Below are 20665 nucleotides of genomic sequence, written 5' to 3' on the forward strand. Positions count from 1 at the left end.
CGATGTCCTTTCCTTATCTGACAGTGACGGCGGCGCTCCCGGCCGTCGGCGCGATCGCGACGGCCGCCGTGCCGGCCGCGCGGCGCACCGCGGCGAAGTGGCTGGCGCTGGTCGTCTCCCTCGCCACGCTCGCCCTCGCGGTGGTCGTCCTGGTCCGCTTCGACCCGGACGGCGACCGCTACCAGCTCACCGAGTCCCACTCCTGGATCAAGGAGTTCGGGGTCAGGTACGAGCTGGGGGTCGACGGCATCGGGGTCGCGCTGCTCGCGCTCACCGCGCTGCTGATCCCGTTCGTGATCCTCGCGGGCTGGCACGACGCCGACCCGCTGGAGACCGGCAGCCGCCGCTGGCGCCCCACGCAGGGCTTCTTCGCCCTCATCCTGGCGGTCGAGGCGATGGTGATCATCTCCTTCGAGGCCACGGACGTCTTCCTCTTCTACATCTTCTTCGAAGCCATGCTCATCCCGATGTACTTCCTCATCGGCGGCTTCGGCGACCGCGCGCACCAGCACGGCGAGGAGGCCGCCGCGACCCAACGGTCGTACGCGGCGGTGAAGTTCCTCCTCTACAACCTGGTCGGCGGCCTCATCATGCTCGCCGCGGTGATCGGCCTGTACGTCGTCGCCGGCAACTTCTCCCTCCAGGAGATCGCCGCGGCCCGCGCCAACGGCTCCCTGCACATGGCGACCAGCACCGAGCGCTGGCTGTTCCTCGGGTTCTTCTTCGCCTTCGCGGTGAAGGCCCCGCTGTGGCCGCTGCACACCTGGCTGCCCAACGCGATGGGGGAGGCCACCGCCCCGGTCGCCGTCCTCATCACCGCGGTCGTCGACAAGGTCGGCACGTTCGCGATGCTGCGCTACTGCCTCCAGCTCTTCCCGGAGGCCAGCAGGTGGGCGACGCCGGTGATCCTGGTCCTCGCCGTGATCAGCATCGTCTACGGGGCGCTGGTGGCGGTCGGGCAGCGGGACATCAAGCGCCTGGTGGCCTACGCGTCCGTGTCGCACTTCGGCTTCATCATCCTGGGCATCTTCGCGATGACCAGCCAGGGCCAGTCCGGCGCCACGCTCTACATGGTCAACCACGGCATCTCCACGGCCGCGCTGATGCTGGTCGCCGGGTTCCTGATCTCCCGGCGCGGCTCCCGGCTCATCGCCGACTACGGCGGCGTGCAGAAGGTCGCGCCGGTGCTCGCCGGCACGTTCCTGATCGGCGGTCTCGCCACCCTGTCACTGCCCGGACTCGCGCCGTTCGTGAGCGAGTTCCTGGTGCTCGTCGGCACGTTCTCGCGGTACCCGGTGATCGGCATCGTCGCCACCGTCGGCATCGTCCTGGCCGCCCTCTACACGCTGGTGCTCTACCAGCGCACGATGACCGGCCCGGTGAAGCCGGACGTCGCCAGGATGCCGGACCTGCGGCTGCGTGAACTCGCCGTCGTGACACCGCTGATCGTGCTGCTGATCTTCCTGGGCGTCTACCCGAAGCCCGTCACGGACATCGTCAACCCGGCGGTCAAGCAGACCATGTCGGACGTGCACCAGAAGGACCCGAAGCCCGACGTGGAGGCGACCAAGTGAGCGCAGCAGCCGTCCACAGCCTGTGGACAACCGCGGCCGACCCGATCGCCAAGATCGACGCGCCGAAGATCGAGTACGGGCAGCTCTCGCCCGTCCTGATCATTCTCGGCGCGGCACTCGTCGGCGTCCTGGTCGAGGCCTTCGTCCCGCGCAGGGCCCGTTACCACACCCAGTTGTTCGTCTCCGCCGTCGCGCTCGTCGCCGCCTTCGCGGCGATCGTCGCGCTCGCCGCCGGGGGCTACGGCACCACCAAGGCGCACATCGCCGCCATGGGCGCCGTCGCGGTCGACGGCCCGGCCCTCTTCCTCCAGGGCACCATCGTCCTGGCCGGCCTGGTCGGCCTGTTCACCTTCGCGGAACGCCGGCTCGACCCCGCCGCGCACGGCAACCACGTCGACTCCTTCGCCGCGCAGGCCGCCTCCGTACCGGGCAGCGAGAGCGAACAGGCCGCGGTGAAGGCCGGGTTCACCACCACCGAGGTCTTCCCGCTGCTGCTGTTCGCGGTCGCCGGCATGCTGGTCTTCCCGGCCGCCAACGACCTGCTGACCCTGTTCGTGGCACTGGAGGTCTTCTCCCTGCCGCTCTACCTCCTGTGCGCCCTGGCCCGCCGCAAGCGGCTCATGTCGCAGGAGTCCGCCGTCAAGTACTTCCTGCTCGGCGCGTTCGCGTCCGCGTTCACCCTGTTCGGCATCGCCCTGCTGTACGGATACGCCGGCTCGGTCTCCTACGCGACGATCTCGCAGGTCGTCGACGGCACCGTCACCACCGTCGACCCCGCGCTCGCCAACACCATGGGCAACGACGCGCTGCTCCTCATCGGCACCGCCATGATCACCATGGGGCTGCTGTTCAAGGTCGGCGCCGTCCCGTTCCACATGTGGACCCCCGACGTCTACCAGGGCGCCCCGACCCCGGTCACCGGCTTCATGGCCTCCGCCACGAAGGTCGCCGCGTTCGGCGCGCTGCTGCGCCTGCTGTACGTGGTGCTGCCCGGCCTGCGCTGGGACTGGCGGCCGGTGATGTGGGGCGTGGCGATCGTCACCATGCTGGGCGGCGCCATCGTCGCGATCACCCAGACCGACATCAAGCGCCTGCTCGCCTACTCGTCGATCGCGCACGCCGGCTTCATCCTCGCCGGCGTCATCGCCACCACCCCCGACGGCATCTCGTCCGTCCTCTTCTACCTGGCCGCGTACTCCTTCGTGACGATCGGCGCCTTCGCCGTCGTCACCCTGGTCCGCGACGCGGGCGGCGAGGCCACGCACCTGTCGAAGTGGGCCGGGCTCGGCCGCAGGTCGCCGCTGGTCGCGGCGGTCTTCGCGGTGTTCCTGCTGGCCTTCGCCGGTATCCCGCTGACCTCCGGGTTCGCGGGGAAGTTCGCCGTGTTCAAGGCGGCGGCGGAGGGCGGGGCCGCGCCGCTCGTCGTGGTCGGTGTGATCTCCTCGGCCGTCGCGGCGTTCTTCTACATCCGCGTGATCGTCCTGATGTTCTTCAGCGAGCCGCGCCCCGACGGGCCCACCGTCGCCGTGCCCTCGCCGCTGACCATGACGGCGATCGGCGTGGGCGTGGCCGTGACGCTGGTGCTGGGCGTCGCGCCGCAGTACTTCCTGAGCCTGGCGGACTCGGCGGGGGTGTTCGTGCGGTAGGGGTCCCCCCCCGTCACTCCCTCACGCCGCCTCGGCCCGGCACCGGAACCTGGTGCCGGGCCGAGGCGCGTCCGTGGCGTGTCCGCGGCGCGTCCGTGGGGCGGGGCGGGTGCGCTTGGCTCCCGCTTCGTCGTCCCAGCGCGCCTGCTCGTACATGTGTATGCACGGGAAACGGTTGCCCGCCGATTACCGGCCGTGGCGGTCCGCAACCTGTGGATAACTCGGAGGGTGTCGGCGCGGGCCCCTATCGTTGACGGAGTGGTCGGGACGGGGTGGACCGGGAACCACGCGAGTGACCAGGACGACGGGCGCGACGGGCAGGACAGGTGCGATGACCGAGGCAGGCACGACAGACGCGGACACGGAAACGGACAGGGGCCCGCAGACGGGCACGGACAGGGAGACGGGCACAGGCACGGGCGGGGACGTGGGCGTGGGGCTGGGCCGGGGCGCGGAGAGCGAGGCCCTGGCCACGCTGAACCGGGTCTTCGGGTACGACGCGTTCCGCGGCGAGCAGGAAGCCGTCATCGAGCACGTCGTCGCGGGCGGCGACGCGGTCGTCCTCATGCCGACCGGCGGCGGCAAGTCCCTCTGCTACCAGATCCCCGCCCTGGTCAGGCCGGGCACCGGCGTCGTCGTCTCCCCGCTCATCGCCCTCATGCAGGACCAGGTCGACGCGCTGCGCGCACTCGGCGTCCGGGCGGGCTTCGTCAACTCCACCCAGGACTACGAGGAGCGCCGCCTGGTCGAGGCAGAGTTCCTCGCCGGAGAGCTCGACCTCCTCTACCTCGCGCCCGAGCGGCTGCGCCTGGACAGCAGTCTCGCCCTGCTCTCCCGCGGCAAGATCTCCGTCTTCGCCATCGACGAGGCGCACTGCGTCGCCCAGTGGGGCCACGACTTCCGCCCCGACTACCTCGCCCTGTCCGTGCTCGGCGAGCGCTGGCCCGACGTCCCGCGCATCGCCCTCACCGCCACCGCCACCCACGCCACCCACCGCGAGATCACCGAGCGGCTGCGGATGCCGGCGGCCCGCCACTTCGAGGCGAGCTTCGACCGGCCCAACATCCAGTACCGGATCGTCCCCAAGGCCGACCCGAAGAAGCAGCTGCTCGCCTTCCTCAGCGAGGAACACCCCGGCGACGCGGGCATCGTCTACTGCCTGTCGCGCAACTCCGTGGAGAAGACCGCCGAGTTCCTCTCCCGCAACGGCATCGAGGCCGTGCCGTACCACGCGGGCCTGGACGCCGGCACCCGCGCCGCGCACCAGTCCCGGTTCCTGCGGGAGGAGGGCCTGGTCGTCGTCGCCACCATCGCGTTCGGCATGGGCATCGACAAGCCCGACGTGCGCTTCGTCGCCCACCTCGACCTGCCGAAGTCCATCGAGGGCTACTACCAGGAGACGGGCCGCGCCGGCCGCGACGGACTGCCCTCCACGGCCTGGATGGCCTACGGCCTCAACGACGTCATACAGCAGCGCAAGATGATCCAGTCCGGCGAGGGCGACGAGGCGTTCCGCCGCCGTGCCGCCGCCCACCTGGACGCGATGCTCGCCCTGTGCGAGACCGCCCAGTGCCGCCGGGGGCAGCTCCTCGCCTACTTCGGCCAGGAACCCGGCTCGGAGGGCTGCGGCAACTGCGACACCTGCCTCACCAAGCCCGAGACCTGGGACGGCACCGTCGCGGCGCAGAAGGTCCTCTCGACCGTGGTGCGCCTCCAGCGCGAGCGCGGACAGAAGTTCGGCGCCGTGCAGATCATCGACATCCTGCTGGGCAGGCGCTCGGCGAAGGTGATCCAGTTCGACCACGACCAGCTCTCCGTGTTCGGCATCGGCGAGGAGCTGACCGAGGGCGAATGGCGGGGCGTCGTACGGCAGTTGCTCGCGCAGGGCCTCCTCGCGGTCGAGGGCGAGTACGGCACCCTCGTCCTCACCGAGGACAGCGGCACCGTGCTGCGGCGCGAGCGGGAGGTGCCGCTGCGCAAGGAACCCAAGAAGGCGGCCACCGCGCGCGGTTCCGCGGGCCGGGGCGAACGCAAGTCCAAGGCCGCGGCCGTCGAACTGCCGCCGGAGCTGCTCCCCGCCTTCGAGGCACTGCGCGCGTGGCGCGCCGAGCAGGCCAGGGAACAGGGCGTCCCGGCGTACGTGATCTTCCACGACGCCACGCTCCGCGAGATCGCCACGGTCTGGCCCACCTCGGTCGCCCAACTGGGCACGATCGGCGGGGTCGGCGAGAAGAAGCTCGTGAACTACGGCGAGGGAGTGCTCGGGGTGCTCGCCGGGCTGGACGCCCCCGGCGGCACCGGAAGCGGGAGCGGGGCCGACGCCCCGGCCGGTGCGGCGAGCACCGGTGCGCGGGCCGGTGGCCGTGCCGCGGGTGCGGGTGCCGCGACGTCCGCGGACCAGCGGGCGCAGCAACTGGCGGGTGAGCCCGAACGGGAGCCGGACGACTTCGAGTTCGAGCCGGAGCCCGAGCCGGACGACGACTGGATGTGAGGGGGGACGGGGGACGGGCGGGCTGACGGGCGACGGGACCGAGGGCCCGCCGGGAGGGCGGATCCCGAAGGCGGCGGGCGACCCGCCGGTGACGGAAGGGCCCTGGTCCCGGGTCACTGCCTGCCGGAGGCAGGGGCGGCGCCGGTGGCCGTCGGGGCCCCGCCGGCCGGGATCAGGGCGGCGAGACGGTCGAGCTGCTCGCTCTGGGAGCGCAGGTCCGGCGCCGCGAGGCGCACGACGAGGTGCCGGGCACCGGCCGCCGCGTACTCCAGCAGGCGGTCGAGCACGTGGGCGGCGGTCCCGGTCACCACCGCCTGGATCTTTTCGAGCTCCGTCAGGGGCAAGCCGTACGCGGCGCGGGCGTAGTCGTCCAGTACGCGGCGTCCGCCTGCGGCGTCGTCGTCGATCCGTACGGAGACGAACAGCGCGGGCGTGATGCCCCCGCGGTCGCGTCCGGCTCCCGCGGCGGCGCCGTGGACGGCGGCGAGACCGGAGGCGTAGTCGGCGGGGTCGGGCGGGTAGGGCAGCCAGCCGTCGTACAGCCGGCCGGCCCGTTCCAGGGCGGCGGGAGTCGCGCCGCCGAGCCAGACCGGAGGGTGCGCGGTGCGGAACGGCCGTGTCGTGGACGGGAGTTCGTCGGCGTGGAAGAACTCGCCGTGAAAGGAGGGGGCGCCGTCCCACAGGGCCCGCCACAGCGCGACGGTCTCGTCCAGGCGGGCGAACCGCCGCTCCCAGGGCACCTGGGACAACGCGTAGAGGGGGCGGCCGAAGCGGCCGGGGAAACCCGCGCCGACGGTCACCACGAGCCGCCCTCCGGACAGCAGGTCGAGCGACGCGAGTGACTGCGCGGCCTGGACCGGTCGGCGCAGGAACGGAAGCAGCGCGGCCGTGCCAAGGGTGACGTTGTCCGTCACCGGGGCGAGCGCGGCGAGTGCGGTGAGCGCCTCGACGCGGGGCCCGGTCAGGGAGTCGTTGACGAAGAGCGAGGAGAACCCGGAGCGCTCGGCGCGGCGGCCGAGAGCGAGCAGTTCACGCGGGCCCTCGCCCGCGCCCCACAGGGTGGTTCCGGTCGGAAGCAGTACACCGATGTCCATGCCGACGAGACTCGGGCCCGGAGGGAAGGACGACAATTCCCGGCAGGGAATGGCCCGTTGCCTCCGGGGGCGACTACAACGGGGCGGTGGACTCTTCTCGAGCGGAAACACCGGTGGCCGGCCTCCCCGGGGTGCTGCGCGAGCACCGCACCCGTCACCACCTCAGTCAGCTCGACCTGGCGCTGCGGGCGGGCACCACCCAGCGGCACCTCAGCTTCATCGAGTCGGGCAGATCCGTCCCCGGCCGGACCATGGTCGTACGGCTCGGCGAGTCCCTGGAGCTGTCGCCGCGCGATCTCAACGAGCTTCTGCTGTCCGCCGGTTACGCGCCGGTCCTCCCGGAGTCGTCGCTGGACGGCCCGGAACTGGCCCCGGTGCGCACGGCGATCGACCACCTCCTGCGCGGTCACATGCCCTACCCGGCGCTGGTCGTGGACAGGGCCGGGACCCTGATCGCCGCGAACCCGGCGGTCGGTCTGATCACCGAGGGCGCGGCGCCCGAGCTGGTGGGGCCGGGCTCGAACGTCTACCGCCTGGCCCTGCACCCCGACGGCCTGGCGCCCCGCGTCCGCAACCTCGCCGAGTGGGCGCGTCACATCCTGGCCCGGCTCGGGCACCAGGCGGACCTGCGCGCCGAACTCGCCGCGTACGTTCCCGAACCGGGGCCGTCGGCCGGGGTTCTCGGGTTCGCCGTCCCGCTCCGGCTGCGGTCGCGGTTCGGGGACCTGTGCCTGATGACGACGGTGACGACGTTCGCCACCGCGGTCGACGTGACGCTCTCCGAGCTGAAGCTGGAGGCGTTCCTGCCGGCCGACGCGGCGACGGCCGAGGCGCTCTCGGCGGCAGCCGCGGAGACCGCGGCGGCCGCGTCGGTGAAGGCGGGCGGCGGGGCGGTCCCGGAGGTCAGCCGAGGACGCCGAGCGCCGGGGCGAAGGTGATCAGCAGCGGCAGCAGCGGCACCAGTGCCGCGGCCGTCGTGGCGAGGGCCCGGTGCCTGCGGTCGGGGCGCGGCTGCGGCTGGAGGAGCCGGTCGACCCGCTCGCCCAGGAGCCGGTGGCTGGAGGCGCAGGAGAGCACGCCGCGGTGCTGGTTGAGTTCGATCAGGGCCAGCGCCGTGGTCAGGTGGCCGTAACGACGGGAGGCGGTGTCGTCCGCGGAGAGTTCCACCAGGCGGTGGGTCTGGTCGCAGAAGTGGGCGAACAGCGGGACGCGCGGGAAGCCGGTGGCCAGCGCGGTCGACAGGTGCAGCAGCCAGTCGTGGTGGGCGCGGGCGTGACCGCGTTCGTGGGCGAGGACCGCGTCGAGCTGGTGCGCGGTCAGCCGGTGCAGCGCGCCGGTGGTGACGATCAGCCGGGCGGGATGGCCGGGCAGCCACCAGGCGTCCGGGTACTCGTCCTCCAGCACCAGCAACGGCCCCCGCGCGGAGGGCAGTCCGGCGGGCAGGTCGGGGGCGCGTTCCCGCAGCCGCGCCCGGTCGTGGCGGCGACGCCGGCGGGCCTCGACCAGCTCCCGGCCGAGCATGGCGGTGGTCCAGGCGGCGCCGCACGCCAGCAGCAGGGTCAGCGTGGCGGCCCAGGCGGGCGTGGCGGACAGGTCGTACGCGGCGGTCACCCGGGGCGGGGCCGGGGCGAACACGTGGTCGCGCACGGTGTGGAACACGGCGGCCGCCCCCAGCGTCAGGGCGGCCAGGCAGCACAGCAGAACGGTGACGACCAGGCACTGCCAGGTCCACAGCGCGACCACGGGGTCCCGGTCGGGCCACTCGGCCCTGGTCAGCGCGCGCGGGACGGGCACGGCCGCCATCAGGGCGACCATGCTCAGCAGGAGCAGGCAGACGGTCATGCCACGGACTCCGGAATCGATCGGAGGAGGGCGGAGATCGGGGAGGGCGCGCAGCGCGGCCGGGAGGCGGGCTGTCGTCCGCCGCCAGTATGACGGCGTTGGCGGCCCACGTCAGTGGCTGTGGCACGCCGAACCCGGGAGCGAATTCGGCGGGGGCGGGGCGGGAGGGGGAGGGGGGAGGGCCCCCGGGGGGTCACGCCCCCGCCGCCCCGCTCTCCCCCCGCCCCGCCACCACGCGCCCGGTCACCTCTCCGAGCCCGAGCAGGGTCCCGTTCGCGCCGGGTGCCCGTGCCGTGAGGGTGACGACGTCGCCGTCCTCCAGGAACGCCCGCGCGCCGCCCGGGAGTTGGAGAGGGCGGCTGCCGTTCCAGGTCAGCTCCAGCAGGGAGCCGCGCTCGTCCTCGGCCGGCCCGCTGACCGTCCCGGAGGCGAAGAGGTCGCCGGTGCGCAGGGAGGCGCCGTTCACGGTCAGGTGGGCCAACTGCTGCGCGGCGGTCCAGTACATGGCGGAGAACGGCGGCGTGGACACGGTGTGCCCGTTCACGGCGACGGAGATCCGCAGGTCGTAGCCGCCGGGTTCGTCCGGGCTGCCGCCGACGGCGCCGGCGCTGTCGTCGAGGTAGGGCAGCAGCGGGTGGGTGCGGGGCGGCGGGGCGACACGGGCCGCGTCGAGGGCGTCGAGCGGGGTGATCCAGGCGGACACCGACGTGGCGAACGACTTGCCGAGGAACGGGCCGAGCGGCACGTACTCCCAGGCCTGGATGTCGCGGGCGGACCAGTCGTTGAGGAGGCACAGCCCGAACACGTGCTCGCGGAAGTCGGCCAGGGCCACCGGTTCGCCCTGCCGGGAGGGGGTGCCGACGACGAAGCCGACCTCCGCCTCGATGTCGAGGCGGACGGACGGGCCGAACACCGGTGCGGGGTCGGTCGGCGCCTTGCGCTGCCCGGAGGGCCGTACGACGTCGGTGCCGGACACCACGACGGTTCCGGCACGGCCGTGGTAACCGATCGGCAGGTGCTTCCAGTTGGGGGTGAGGGAGTCGGCGGCGTCCGGGCGGAAGATCTGCCCGACGTTACGGGCGTGGTGCTCGGAGGCGTAGAAGTCGACGTAGTCGGCGACCTCGAAGGGGAGGTGCAGGGTCACCGAGGACAGCGGGTGGAACAGCGGGGCGACGGTCTCCTGGTGGGAGGGGACGGTCGTCCACGCCGTGAGGGCGCGGCGCACGTCCGACCAGGCGGTGCGGCCGGCGGCGAGCAGGGGGCCGAGGCTGGGGCGGGCGAGCAGCGACGCGTAGGGGGAACCGAGGGTCAGGGCGGCGGCGCCCGCGTCGAGCACGTGGTCGCCGAGGCGGACGCCGACGGTCCGCCGGGTCGAGCCGGCGGGGCTGAAGACGCCGTACGGAAGGTTGTGCGGGCCGAAGGGGTCGCCCTCGGGGACGTCGAAGGGGGGCATGGCGGTGCGGCCTCTCTTTCCTCTTCGTCGGGGTGTTCGGGAGTGCGCTGGTGATCGTCGGCGGCGTGGGTGACGCCGTACCTCATGACGTGGTGGTGCGTGGTGCGTGCTCCGGGCGGGCGCCGGAGCGGGGTCGGTGGTGCGGGCCGGGCGGGCGCCGGTGGCGTGCCCGGGAGTGCGGGGCGGCCGGGCGCCCGCGGGGCGGTCGTTCGGGCGGTCGGTCGGTCGGGTCGGCGGGGCACCGGCCGGGGGCCGGGTCGTCGGACGGGCGGGTCGTGGTGCGGGGTCGGTGGGCCGGCGGACCGGTTCGCGCGGGGCGCGCGGCCCTGCCGCGTCCCAGGTTAGGGGCGGGTGCCCCTCGTGGCTGGTGTCTAAAGAGTTCGCAATGTCCGGATAGGTGTTGTCGGAGCGGTCAATTCCGGCTTAGCGTCCTTTGGGGGACTCGGACGGGGTGGATCCGGTCCCCGGGGTACACGTGGGGGGAACCCGTGGCCAGTCATACCGTCCAGGGCGTCGGCATGCCGCGCGCCAATTGTGAAGTGCCGGGCCTGATCGTCAAGTTCGGAAACTATCCACTGCACCACGGCGGTGTGGGCGCGATCCGCAGCCTCGGGCGGCTCGGTGTGCCCATGTACGCGATCTGCGAGGACCGTTACACGCCGGCGGCCCTGTCCCGCTATCTGCGCGGCGCGTTCGTCTGGCCGACGACGGGCACGGAGGACCCGGAGCGGCTGGTGGAGGGGCTGCGGCGGGTGGGACGCCGCATCGGCAGACCCACCCTGCTGATCCCGACCGACGAGGAGGCGGCCGTCCTCGTCGCGGAGCACCAGGACGAACTCGGCGACCTCTTCCTCTTCCCGAGGGTCGACGCGGGCCTGCCGCGCCGCCTCGCCAGCAAGCAGGGACTGCACGAACTGTGCGGTGAGCACGGCGTTCCCAGCCCGGCCGCCGCCTTCCCGGAGTCGTACGAGGACGTCGTCGCGTTCGCGGAGAAGGCGAGTTTCCCGCTGGTGGCCAAGAACCGGGAGGCCTTCGTACGGCGCAGACGCCCGGCGGTGGCGGGTACCACCCGGATCGGGAACCGTGCGGCGCTGCTCGCGCTGGCCCGTGACTGGGGCGAACGGCCGGGGGTGATCCTCCAGGAGTACCTGCCGCGGGAGTCCGCGGAGGACTGGATCGTGCACGCGTACTTCGACGCGGACTCGACGCCGCTCGCGATGTTCACCGGGGTGAAGGTCCGTTCGTGGCCGCCGCACGCGGGAATGACGGCGAACGCGTACGTGGTCGACAATCCGGAACTCTCGGACCTCGCCGCCCGTTTCATCAAGCAGATCGGCTTCGCCGGCATCATCGACCTCGACATCCGCTTCGACCGTCGCGACGGTCGCTACAAGCTCCTCGACTTCAACCCCCGCATGGGCGCCCAGTTCCGGCTCTTCGAGAACGAGTCGGGGGTGGACGTCGTCCGCGCCATGCATCTCGACCTGACGGGCCGCGCCGTCCCCGAGGGCGAGCAGCGGGCCGGCAACCGCTACGTCGTGGAGAACATCGACCTGCCCGCCCTTCTCGCCTACCGCCGCAGCGGTTACACGACACCGCACGCGCCGGTCCGGGCGAGCGGGACGGAACTGGCCTGGTTCGCCCGCGACGACATGCGGCCCTTCTTCACCATGCTCGCCCGGTTCGTGCGGCCGGGCGCCAAGCACCTCTACCAGCTCTGGCGCACGGGGCGCCGCAGCGGTGCGACCGGCCTGGACGGACCGGTCGGCCTGGCCGGACCCGACGGCCTGGCCGGACCGAGTGGACCCTCCGGACCGGGCGGCCCCGCCCGCCCCGGTGCCCCCTCCGGACCCGGTGACCCGGCCGGGCCGGAGGACCGGCCGGCCCCGCCCCCGCCCGGCTGACGCGCCGTCGCGCCGTCGCGCCGACGCGCAACTCGGCCTCCGCGTCGAGACCTTGGAGCTTCCGTCCGTGCGCAGGGCCCCGGCCCGTCGCGCCTTCCGGGCCTCCCGCGCCCTCCCGCACCTGTCCTGTTCCTGCCGCGAGGCCTCGGCCTCCTCCGCCACGAGCCGTCGCCCCGCTCGCACGGGACCCCGGCCTTTGCTTTCACGAAGTGACCACATGACGTCCCGGGGAGGGATTTCGTGAACCAACCGACTCGTCAGACGCAGCCGAAGCGGCGGACACATCCGGACGGACCGGTGGCGGTCATCGGCGCGGGCCCGTTCGGCCTGTCTACCGCCGCCCACCTGCGAGCCGGCGGCATTCCCGTACGGGTCTTCGGCGAGCCCATGGTGAGCTGGCGCGACCACATGCCCGCGGGGATGCTGCTGAAGTCGACCCCCGCCGCGTCCAGCATCGACGCACCGCAGCCGGGGCACACCCTCGCCGACTACTGCGACGCCGTGGGCACACCCCGGCTGGTCACGGACGAGGACATCATCCCGGTGGAGACCTTCATCGGGTACGGGGACTGGTTCCAGCAGCGGCTGGTGCCCGAACTGGAACGCGTCCGGGTCGTGTCGGTCGACAGGCGGCCGGCCGGGGGCTTCGAACTGAAGCTGGACTCGGGGGAGTTGTTCTCGGCGCGGGCCGTCGTGGTGGCCACGGGCCTGTCGGGCCTGGCCCATCTGCCGCCCGAACTGGCGGGCGCGGCACCGGACGGGCCGAGCCCGGCGGCAGCCGTGTCGCACAGTTCGCAGCACCACGACCTGACCCGGTACGAGGGCAAGGACGTCGTCGTCGTGGGCGCGGGCCAGTCCGCGCTGGAGACGGCGGTGCTCGTGGCGGAGGCCGGGGCGCGGGTCCGGGTGGTGTCGCGGGGCACCGGCCGGGTCGCCTTCGGCGCGCCCCCGTGGGGCCAGCCGAGGCTGCGCCCGGAGTCGCCCTTCGGCCGGGCGTGGTCGCTGTGGGCGCTCAGCTACTACCCCCACCCGTACCGCTATCTCCCGGCAAGGACACGGCACTTCCTGGTGCGCCGCGTCCTCGGCCCGCTCGGCGCATGGTGGCTGCGGGAGCGGTTCGAGGACGCGGTCGAGGTGCGGGAGGTCGCCGCCGTCACGGGGGCGGGCATCCGGGAGGGCAGGCCGGTGCTGACCGTGCGGACGGCGGCCGGTCGGGCCGCCGAACTGACCGCGGACCACGTCATCGCGGCGACCGGGTACCGGGTGGACATCGCGGCGATGGACTTCCTCGGGCACGAGCTGCGGACGGATCTCGCCGTGAGCCGCGGGACGCCGAAGCTCGGCGCGGGTTACGTCTCCTCGGTGCCGGGCCTGTACTTCACGGGCCTGCCGGCGGCGTCGTCGTACGGTCCGGTGATGCGGTTCGTGTGCGGCACGGAGTTCGCCTCGCCGCGGCTGGCCCGGCACCTGGCGGCGGCCCACGGCGGTGACGTCTGAGGCCGTGAGGAGGGCCGGGAGGGGGGCCGCCGCGGGGCCGGGCGCGAGGTCCAGAAACGGTGGGGCGGGTGGGGCTGCCGGGGCCGCCGTGAGCACGGGGGCCCCGGTGAGTGCGGAGGGCAGGATAGGGGAGGGGCGCGGGGAACAGGGGGAGTTCCGTCAGTCCTGTTCACAGGGGGAACGCGGGGGCGCCGTCTCCGTATTCTCTGGGCATGGCCGCACCCACCGCATATGCCCTCATCGCCACTGACCTGGACGGCACGCTGCTGCGCGGCGACGACACGGTGTCCGAACGGTCGCTCGCCGCGCTCGCGCGGGCCGCCGCGGCCGGTGCCCGGCACCTGGTGGTGACGGGCCGGCCGGCTCCCCGCGTACGCCCGCTGCTGCACGGCCTCGGCGGACCGGGCGGATCCGGCGGTGCCGGACTCGCGGTGTGCGCGCAGGGCGCCCAGCTCTACGACGTCGGGTCGGACCGGCTGCTGTGGTCGGTCACCCTGGACCGGGAGCTGGCGGAGACCGCGCTCGGCAAGATCGAGGCGGAGGTCGGCCAGGTGTACGCGGCCGTGGACCAGGACGGGGTCGACGGGCTGACCCTGATCGAGCCCGGGTACGCGATGCCGCATCCCACGCTGCCCGCCGTGCGGGTCGGACGGCGCGACGACCTGTGGCGCGCGCCGATCAGCAAGGTGCTGCTGCGCCGCCCCGGGCTGCCGGACGACGACCTGGCCGCCGCCGCCCGCGCGGTGGTGGGGTCGCTCGCCACGGTCACCATGTCGGGGCCGGGCATGGTCGAACTCCAGCCGTGCGGCATCACCAAGGCCACGGGCCTCTCGCTGGCCGCCGGCCACCTGGGACTGCGCGCGGAGCAGGCCGTGGCCTTCGGGGACATGCCCAACGACGTGCCCATGTTCGGGTGGGCCGCCCACGGCGTCGCCATGGCCAACGCCCATCCCGAACTCAAGGCGGTGGCCGACGAGATCACGACGTCGAACGAGGACGACGGCATCGCCGTCGTCCTCGATCGCATATTTGCCTGAGCACCCCGTGCGGGGCGGCCGGGCGGGGCCGGCCCGACCGGCCGGGCGGGACCGCCGTGCCCGCCCCGCCGGCCGTCCGGCCGTGTTCCCTGCCGGGAACGGAACGGTCAGTACGCGCCGTACACGTTGTCGATGGAGCCGTACCGGGCGGCCGCGTACTTGCAGGCCGCGGTGATGTTGGCGACCGGGTCGTACGGGTCGTACGAGGTGCCGGACACGTGGTAGGCCAGGAAGGTCGGGTCGATGACCTGGAGGAGGCCCTTCGAGGGCGTGCCGGCCACGGCGTTGGAGTCCCAGTTATTGATGGCCTGGGGGTTGCCGGACGACTCGCGGATCACGTTGCGGTAGATCCCGTTGTAGGTACCGGGGATGCCCTGCTGCGACATGATCGAGAGCGACTCGCGGATCCAGCCGTCGAGGTTGTTGCCGTACCCGGCGGAGGCGGTGAGGGCCGCGGTGGTGGTGGCGGTCGTCGCGGTGGACGTCGTGGTGGCGGCCGAGGCGGTGTTCGCGCCGAGCAGCGGCACGGCGACGACGGCGGCACCGGTGCCGGCGATGGCCAGGGCACGGGTGATGCGGTTGGTTCGGGCGTGACGACGAAGACCCAGTCGGGACATGGTGTTTTCCTCTCCGGCGCCTGCGAGGTGAGCTGTCGGGTTCGGGCTGGGAGGTGCCCGGTCGCGGCCTCGCGGTCGCGTCTTCACCCCAAGCCGGTCCGTCACGGCGTGTGCCGTGCGACCCGGCGACTTACCTGGGTCCCCCGCTCCTGCCGTGCGTGAGTGTCTCGGTCGATGGGTGGCACCGGGCGGCGGCAGGATTAGGCGTCCGCCCGACAGGCCGGGAACGTATGCGACCGCGCATGTCCGGAACAAGTATGCGATGCACACAACGTCCGATTGATCTTGTTCTGGGAGGTATCGCGGCCTTGATCCTTTGCGATCGCCAACGCTCAACTCGCTTGCGCGGCAAGCCTGTACGCGAGGTGTGGGGCGCCGGAGGGGCCGGCGGCCCGCGTGACCCAACTCACTGGGGAGGCGACCGGAGCGCAATCAGTGACCAAAGGGGCGGTGAACCGCAAGAGGTGCGAATCGGGCATCGGGATCGGCGTGCGCGCGGGAGGCGGGGGTCTCCTGCCCTTTCTCCCCTTCTCCGTGTCACGCTGCGCACGTCGAACGGGGGTAGAAGGGGGAGGCGGAGAGGGTGCGGCGGGCGGGCTTCCCGGTGGGCGGAAGCGCGGTCGGCAAATATCCTTTCTTACCGGCCGATGGGAAGGATGCCCGGCGTGCTCCAATACCGCCTGGCCTGTAACCGTGGGCGCTATCGGTGATCGAAACGTGACCGGATACGCTGACTTGAGTGATGGCAGCGACAGATCGACAAACATGTCGTCGATCGCATGACCGACCTTGAGACCGACCGTGTAATCGTCATCAGACGTCAGCAGACAGGAGACCCCTCGTGACCGTCGTCGGGCCGTTCGGGCTGAGCGTGCGGGACCAGGCTCTGGAAGCCGATGTCCAGGCCGGAATGGCGGCCGTCGAGGAAGGTTTGCTCGAAGCCACCAAGAGCGAGGTCCCCTTCATCACGGAGGCCGCCCAGCACCTGGTGCGCGCGGGGGGCAAGCGGTTCCGTCCGCTGCTCGTGATGCTCGCGGCCCAGTTCGGCGATCCGTACGCGCCGGGCGTGGTCCCGTCGGCCGTGGTCGTGGAGCTGACCCACCTGGCGACGCTGTACCACGACGACGTGATGGACGAGGCGGCCGTGCGCCGCGGGGTCCCGAGCGCGAACACCCGCTGGGGCAACTCCGTCGCCGTCCTCACCGGGGACTTCCTCTTCGCCCGTGCCTCGTACATCCTGGCCGACCTCGGCCCGGAGGCGGTGCGGGTGCAGGCGGAGGCGTTCGAACGGCTGGTCACCGGCCAGATCCTGGAGACCGCGGGCCCCACGGACGGCCGTGACCCGGTCGAGCACTACCTCGACGTCCTGGGCGGCAAGACGGGTTCGCTGGTGGCGGTCGCGTGCCGCTTCGGCGCGATGATGTCCGGCGCCGACGACACGGTCGTGGACGTCCTCACCCAGTACGGCGAGCGGCTCGGCGTCGCCTTCCAGCTCGCCGACGACGTGCTGGACATCGCCTCCGACTCGCACGAGTCCGGCAAGACCCCCGGCACCGACCTGCGCGAGGGCGTGCCGACGCTGCCGGTGCTGCGGCTGCGGGAGCGTGCCGCCCGGCTCGGGCTCGCCGAGGACGCCGCGCTGTGCGAGCTGCTCGACTCCGACCTGTCCGACGACGCCCGGCTCGCCGAGGCGCTGACGGCCCTGCGCGCGCACCCCGCGCTGGAGCAGGCCCGCCGCGACACGGTCAGGTACGCCGAGGATGCGCGCGCCGCCCTCGCGCCCCTGCCCGAGTGCGACGCGAAGGACTCGCTGGTCGAACTCTGCGACGCCGTGGTGCACCGCGCCGGATGACGTGCCGTCCGCGCCGGCGCGCGGCGGCCCCCGGACCACCCGCACGGCGGCGCGCCCGGTGATGTGATCCGCGTCACAGTGCGGGATGCCGTTCTTCCCGGGCCCGTTCGCCCCGTCCCTCCGTTGCCCGGCCCTCCCGTCCCGGTGCTCGCGGTTGCGCGGCCCGCGCGGACCCCTACGGGTCGGGGCCGGTGGCGGCCGTCCGTGTCATACCGCAGCAGTACGCGGAGTTGAGCCCGCGGTCTGACGATTCGCCGCGCCCGTTTTGGTCAGATGGGAAGCACGGAAAACACCACACCTCACCGATTCGGGTGAGAATGGCGGCGCGGGGTGGACCGGGAACGAGAACGCGAGGACACACGACGGACAGCCGCCGCCGACGACGGAGGTAAGGCAGACATGGCACCGTACGAATCCGAGAACAGCACGACCGCCGACGAGACCGAGGACACGCGGACCGGGCGGGGCAGAGCGGTGCGGTACGTCGTTCCCGTCGCTGTGGTGGGAGTGGCGGCGGCGACCATCGGGCTGGTCCCGGCGCTCGCTGCCTCCGGCGACCCCGACCTGCCGAAGATCACGGCGCGGCAGCTCGTCGAGAAGATCGCCGCGTCCGACGTGGAGCAACTGTCCGGCACCGTGAAGGTGAGCACCGACCTGGGCCTGCCCGACCTCGGCGGCCTGGAGTCCTCGCTCGGCGCGGACGCGACGGGCGGCGGCTCCTCCGCCGACCCGACGTCCAAGCTCACCGAACTCGCCACGGGCACGCACACGTTGAGGGTCGCCGCCGACGGCCCCGACCGCTCGAAGGTCTCGCTCCTGGAGGACGCCGCCGAGTACAGCCTGATCCACAACGGCAAGAACGTCTGGGGCTACGACAGCAAGTCGAACACGGTGTACCACAGCACCGTCTCCGGCGACGCGGCCGCGCAGCGCGACGAGGGCGCGGAGCTCACGCCGAAGCAGCTCACCGACCAGGCGCTGAAGGCGGCCGACGGGACGACCTCCCTGAGCGTCGACGGCACCGAGCGGGTGGCCGGACGCGACGCGTACAAGCTGGTGATCAGGCCCGCGTCGTCCGGGGCCAGCACGGTCGGCCGGATCGCCGTGGCGGTGGACGCGAAGACCGGGGCACCGCTCAAGTTCACGCTGACGCCCGCCGGTGGCGGCGCGGCCGCCGTGGACGCCGGTTTCACCAAGGTCAGTTTCGCGAAGCCGGCCGCGTCGACCTTCGACTTCACCCCGCCCAAGGGCGCGAAGGTGACCGAGGGCGACTCGGCCGCCGGTGCGGCCAAGGGCCACGCGGAACGGTCCGGCGGCCCGCTCGGCGGCGGGCTGGACGAACTGGACGGCGCCAAGGTCGTCGGCACCGGCTGGAACTCCGTCGCCACCTTCGACACCGGCGGCAAGGGCGTGCCCTCGGGCTCCGGCGGCGGTGAACCGGGCGGATTCCTCGCCTCCTTGGGCGACCGCGTGAGCGGCGACTTCGGCAAGGGCACCGTCTTCTCGACCCGGCTGGTCAACGCCCTCGTCACCGACGACGGCAAGGTCTACGTCGGCGCCGTCAACAAGGCGGCCCTGGTCAAGGTGGCCGACGCGGCCAACTGACCGCCGTCGCCCGCGAGTCGGCCCGTCGTCCCGCCCGTACGGTCACTCCGTACGGGCGGGACGCGTCCGTGACGGCCCCGCGGGCGGGGCCGAGTCGGCTGTCACCGGGGCGGGTCGGCGCCGGTGCGGAAAGTGAGGAAGCCAGATGGGGCAACCGCAGACCGTCCCGGCGATCCGGACCCGGGGACTGACCAAGCGCTACGGCGGTGGTCAACTCGCCGTGGACGGGCTGGACCTGACCGTCCCGGCGGGCAGTGTCTTCGGCTTCCTCGGGCCGAACGGCTCCGGCAAGACCACCACCATCCGCATGCTCATGGGCCTGGTCGCACCGACATCCGGCACCGCCCAGGTGCTGGGCCGTCCCGTGCCGAGGTCGGTGCGCACCGTGCTCCCGCAGGTCGGCGCGCTCATCGAGGGCCCGGCTCTGTACGGCTTCCTCTCGGGCCGCGACAACCTCGTCCGCTACGACTCCGCCGACCCGACGGCCGATCCGCGCACCCGCCGGGAGCGGGTCGGCGCGGCGCTGGACCGGGTGGGGCTCGCCGCCGCGGCGGGGCGCAAGGCGCGGGCGTACTCGCTGGGCATGAAGCAGCGCCTCGGACTGGCGGCGGCCCTCCTCCAGCCGCGCAGACTGCTGGTGTTGGACGAACCGACCAACGGCCTCGACCCGCAGGGCATGCGGGAGATCCGTTCGCTGGTACGGGAGTTGGCGTCCGACGGCACGACGGTCTTCCTCTCCTCGCATCTGCTCGACGAGATCGAGCAGATCTGCACCCACGCGGCCGTCATGGCCCGGGGCCGGCTCCTGGCGCAGGGCACCGTGGCCGACCTCGCCGAGGGCCTGCGGGGCCGCCTGGTGGTGACCACGCCCGACGCCGGCGCGGCGGCGGGGGTGCTGAAGGAGCAGGGCGCCACCGACGTCGACGTCACCGGCGACCGGCTGACCGCCGAGCCGCCGCCCGGCCGCGACCTGGCCGAGGTGAACGCCGCCCTCGTCGCGGCGGGCGTCCGCGTACGGGGGTTCGTCGTCGAACGGGCCTCGCTGGAGGACGCGTTCGTGGCACTGACGGGAGAGGGCTTCGATGTCGCGGGATGACGAGCGGCCGACGTCGGCGGTGACGGCGGCGGACACCGCCGTCCCGGACGGGGCCCCGCGGGACGACGGACCGGCCCGACCGGTGCGCGGGACAAGCCCGTTGTGGACCCTCGGGCTGCTGCGCAGCGAGCTCGCGATCACCTTCCGGCGCTGGCGCACGCTCGCGCTCCTCGCGGTGCTGGCGGCCGTCCCGGTGCTCGTCGGCATCGCGGTGAGGATCGAGACGGGGGACGGGTCCCCGGCCGGCGGTGAACAGGGCGGCGCGGGAACGGCGTTCATCTCCCAGGTCACCAACAACGGCCTGTTCCTGGTCTTCACCGCGCTGGCGGCGACGCTGCCGTTCTTCCTGCCCATGGCGGTCGGCGTCGTGGCGGGGGACGCGATCGCGGGGGAGGCGAACGCGGGAACGCTGCGCTACCTGCTGGTCGCCCCGGCCGGCCGCACCCGGCTGCTGCTCGTCAAGTACGCGACCACGATGGTGTTCTGCCTCACCGCCACCTTCGTGGTCGCCGGTTCGGCGCTGGCGGTCGGGGCCGCGCTCTTCCCGCTGGGCGACGTCACGACCATCTCCGGCACCCGCATCGGCTTCGCGGAGGGCCTCGGCCGGGCGGCCCTGATCGCCGTCCTCGTCGCGGCGTCCCTCGTCGGCATCGCCGCCCTGGGCCTGTTCGTCTCCACCCTCACCAACAGCGGCATCGCGGCGATGGCGACGACGGTGGGCCTGCTGATCACCGTGCAGATCCTCGACCAGATCCCCCAACTGCACGCGCTCCAGCCGTACTTCTTCTCCCACTACTGGTTGTCGTTCGCCGACCTGGTCCGCGACCCGGTCTACTGGCACGACATGGTCCGCAACCTCGGGGTCCAGGCCCTGTACGCCGTGGTGTTCGGGTCGGCCGCCTGGGCGCGGTTCACGGCGAAGGACGTCACCGCGTAGCGGACTTCGCGCCGGGCCCG

At 72.9% G+C, this 20665-nt stretch carries 15 protein-coding genes and 1 riboswitch; of the genes, 11 read left to right on the top strand and 4 right to left on the bottom strand.

From position 1 onward, the window contains the following. Window positions 1–2: 2 nt before the first annotated feature. The 3 genes from ACFZA0_RS37020 (at window position 3) to recQ (ending at window position 5711) form a co-directional block, all read left to right on the top strand. Window positions 3–1574, top strand: coding sequence for an NADH-quinone oxidoreductase subunit M (locus ACFZA0_RS37020; RefSeq protein ID WP_391025210.1), 1572 nt, complete (start codon window positions 3–5; stop codon window positions 1572–1574). After that, window positions 1571–3220, top strand: a complete 1650-nt coding sequence (gene nuoN / locus ACFZA0_RS37025) for an NADH-quinone oxidoreductase subunit NuoN (RefSeq protein ID WP_391025211.1) — start codon at window positions 1571–1573, stop codon at window positions 3218–3220. The genes ACFZA0_RS37020 and nuoN overlap by 4 nt, the downstream gene beginning before the upstream one ends. 331 nt (window positions 3221–3551) lie before the next feature. Further along, a complete protein-coding gene (gene recQ, locus ACFZA0_RS37030; RefSeq protein WP_391025213.1) occupies window positions 3552–5711 on the top strand; it encodes a DNA helicase RecQ in 2160 nt (719 codons plus the stop codon). Window positions 5712–5824: 113 nt separating this feature from the next. Here recQ and ACFZA0_RS37035 read toward each other — a convergent pair whose 3' ends face one another. Then, window positions 5825–6805: an LLM class flavin-dependent oxidoreductase gene (locus ACFZA0_RS37035; protein WP_391025214.1), complete on the bottom strand. Its 981-nt coding sequence runs from the start codon at window positions 6803–6805 to the stop codon at window positions 5825–5827. 86 nt (window positions 6806–6891) lie between these two features. Between ACFZA0_RS37035 and ACFZA0_RS37040 the strand changes: the two genes are divergently transcribed. Then, the gene (locus tag ACFZA0_RS37040) at window positions 6892–7743 is read left to right on the top strand and encodes a helix-turn-helix domain-containing protein (RefSeq protein WP_391025216.1); all 852 of its coding nucleotides are present in this window, start codon (window positions 6892–6894) and stop codon (window positions 7741–7743) included. Here the strand turns inward: ACFZA0_RS37040 and ACFZA0_RS37045 are convergent. Together ACFZA0_RS37045 and fahA are read right to left on the bottom strand one after the other, a co-directional pair. Beyond that, a complete protein-coding gene (locus tag ACFZA0_RS37045; protein ID WP_391025218.1) occupies window positions 7709–8647 on the bottom strand; it encodes a M48 family metalloprotease in 939 nt (312 codons plus the stop codon). The genes ACFZA0_RS37040 and ACFZA0_RS37045 overlap by 35 nt on opposite strands. Window positions 8648–8840: 193 nt before the next feature. Continuing rightward, window positions 8841–10100: a fumarylacetoacetase gene (fahA, locus tag ACFZA0_RS37050; RefSeq protein WP_391025220.1), complete on the bottom strand. Its 1260-nt coding sequence runs from the start codon at window positions 10098–10100 to the stop codon at window positions 8841–8843. A 518-nt stretch (window positions 10101–10618) separates the two neighbouring features. Between fahA and ACFZA0_RS37055 the strand changes: the two genes are divergently transcribed. The 3 genes from ACFZA0_RS37055 to ACFZA0_RS37065 all read left to right on the top strand — a co-directional run bounded on the left by ACFZA0_RS37055 (window position 10619) and on the right by ACFZA0_RS37065 (window position 14538). After that, complete coding sequence (locus ACFZA0_RS37055) at window positions 10619–12004, top strand: ATP-grasp domain-containing protein (RefSeq protein ID WP_391025249.1); 1386 nt, start codon at window positions 10619–10621, stop codon at window positions 12002–12004. Window positions 12005–12244: 240 nt separating this feature from the next. Then, window positions 12245–13501 (top strand): NAD(P)-binding domain-containing protein, encoded by a 1257-nt coding sequence (locus ACFZA0_RS37060; protein ID WP_391025222.1) that lies wholly within the window; start codon window positions 12245–12247, stop codon window positions 13499–13501. 212 nt (window positions 13502–13713) lie between these two features. Then, on the top strand, window positions 13714–14538 hold the full coding sequence (locus ACFZA0_RS37065; protein WP_391025224.1) for an HAD hydrolase family protein: 825 nt from the start codon (window positions 13714–13716) through the stop codon (window positions 14536–14538). 107 nt (window positions 14539–14645) lie between these two features. Here ACFZA0_RS37065 and ACFZA0_RS37070 read toward each other — a convergent pair whose 3' ends face one another. Further along, entirely contained in the window at window positions 14646–15155 is a 510-nt protein-coding gene (locus ACFZA0_RS37070) for a transglycosylase SLT domain-containing protein (RefSeq protein WP_391025226.1), read from the bottom strand. Window positions 15156–15157: 2 nt separating this feature from the next. Continuing rightward, a riboswitch (cyclic di-AMP (ydaO/yuaA leader) is annotated at window positions 15158–15330 on the bottom strand. 666 nt (window positions 15331–15996) lie between these two features. Between ACFZA0_RS37070 and ACFZA0_RS37075 the strand changes: the two genes are divergently transcribed. The 4 genes from ACFZA0_RS37075 to ACFZA0_RS37090 all read left to right on the top strand — a co-directional run bounded on the left by ACFZA0_RS37075 (window position 15997) and on the right by ACFZA0_RS37090 (window position 20645). Then, window positions 15997–17007, top strand: a complete 1011-nt coding sequence (locus ACFZA0_RS37075; protein ID WP_391025228.1) for a polyprenyl synthetase family protein — start codon at window positions 15997–15999, stop codon at window positions 17005–17007. Between the two features lie 399 nt (window positions 17008–17406). Next, entirely contained in the window at window positions 17407–18612 is a 1206-nt protein-coding gene (locus ACFZA0_RS37080) for an outer membrane lipoprotein carrier protein LolA (RefSeq protein ID WP_391025230.1), read from the top strand. Between the two features lie 145 nt (window positions 18613–18757). Then, window positions 18758–19708 (top strand): ATP-binding cassette domain-containing protein, encoded by a 951-nt coding sequence (locus ACFZA0_RS37085; protein WP_391025232.1) that lies wholly within the window; start codon window positions 18758–18760, stop codon window positions 19706–19708. Continuing rightward, entirely contained in the window at window positions 19695–20645 is a 951-nt protein-coding gene (locus tag ACFZA0_RS37090; protein WP_391025235.1) for an ABC transporter permease subunit, read from the top strand. Before ACFZA0_RS37085 ends, ACFZA0_RS37090 begins: the two co-directional genes overlap by 14 nt. Window positions 20646–20665: the final 20 nt, after the last annotated feature.

Origin of the sequence: Streptomyces sp. NPDC008150 (assembly GCF_042956945.1) — a bacterium.
Lineage (GTDB): Bacteria > Actinomycetota > Actinomycetes > Streptomycetales > Streptomycetaceae > Streptomyces.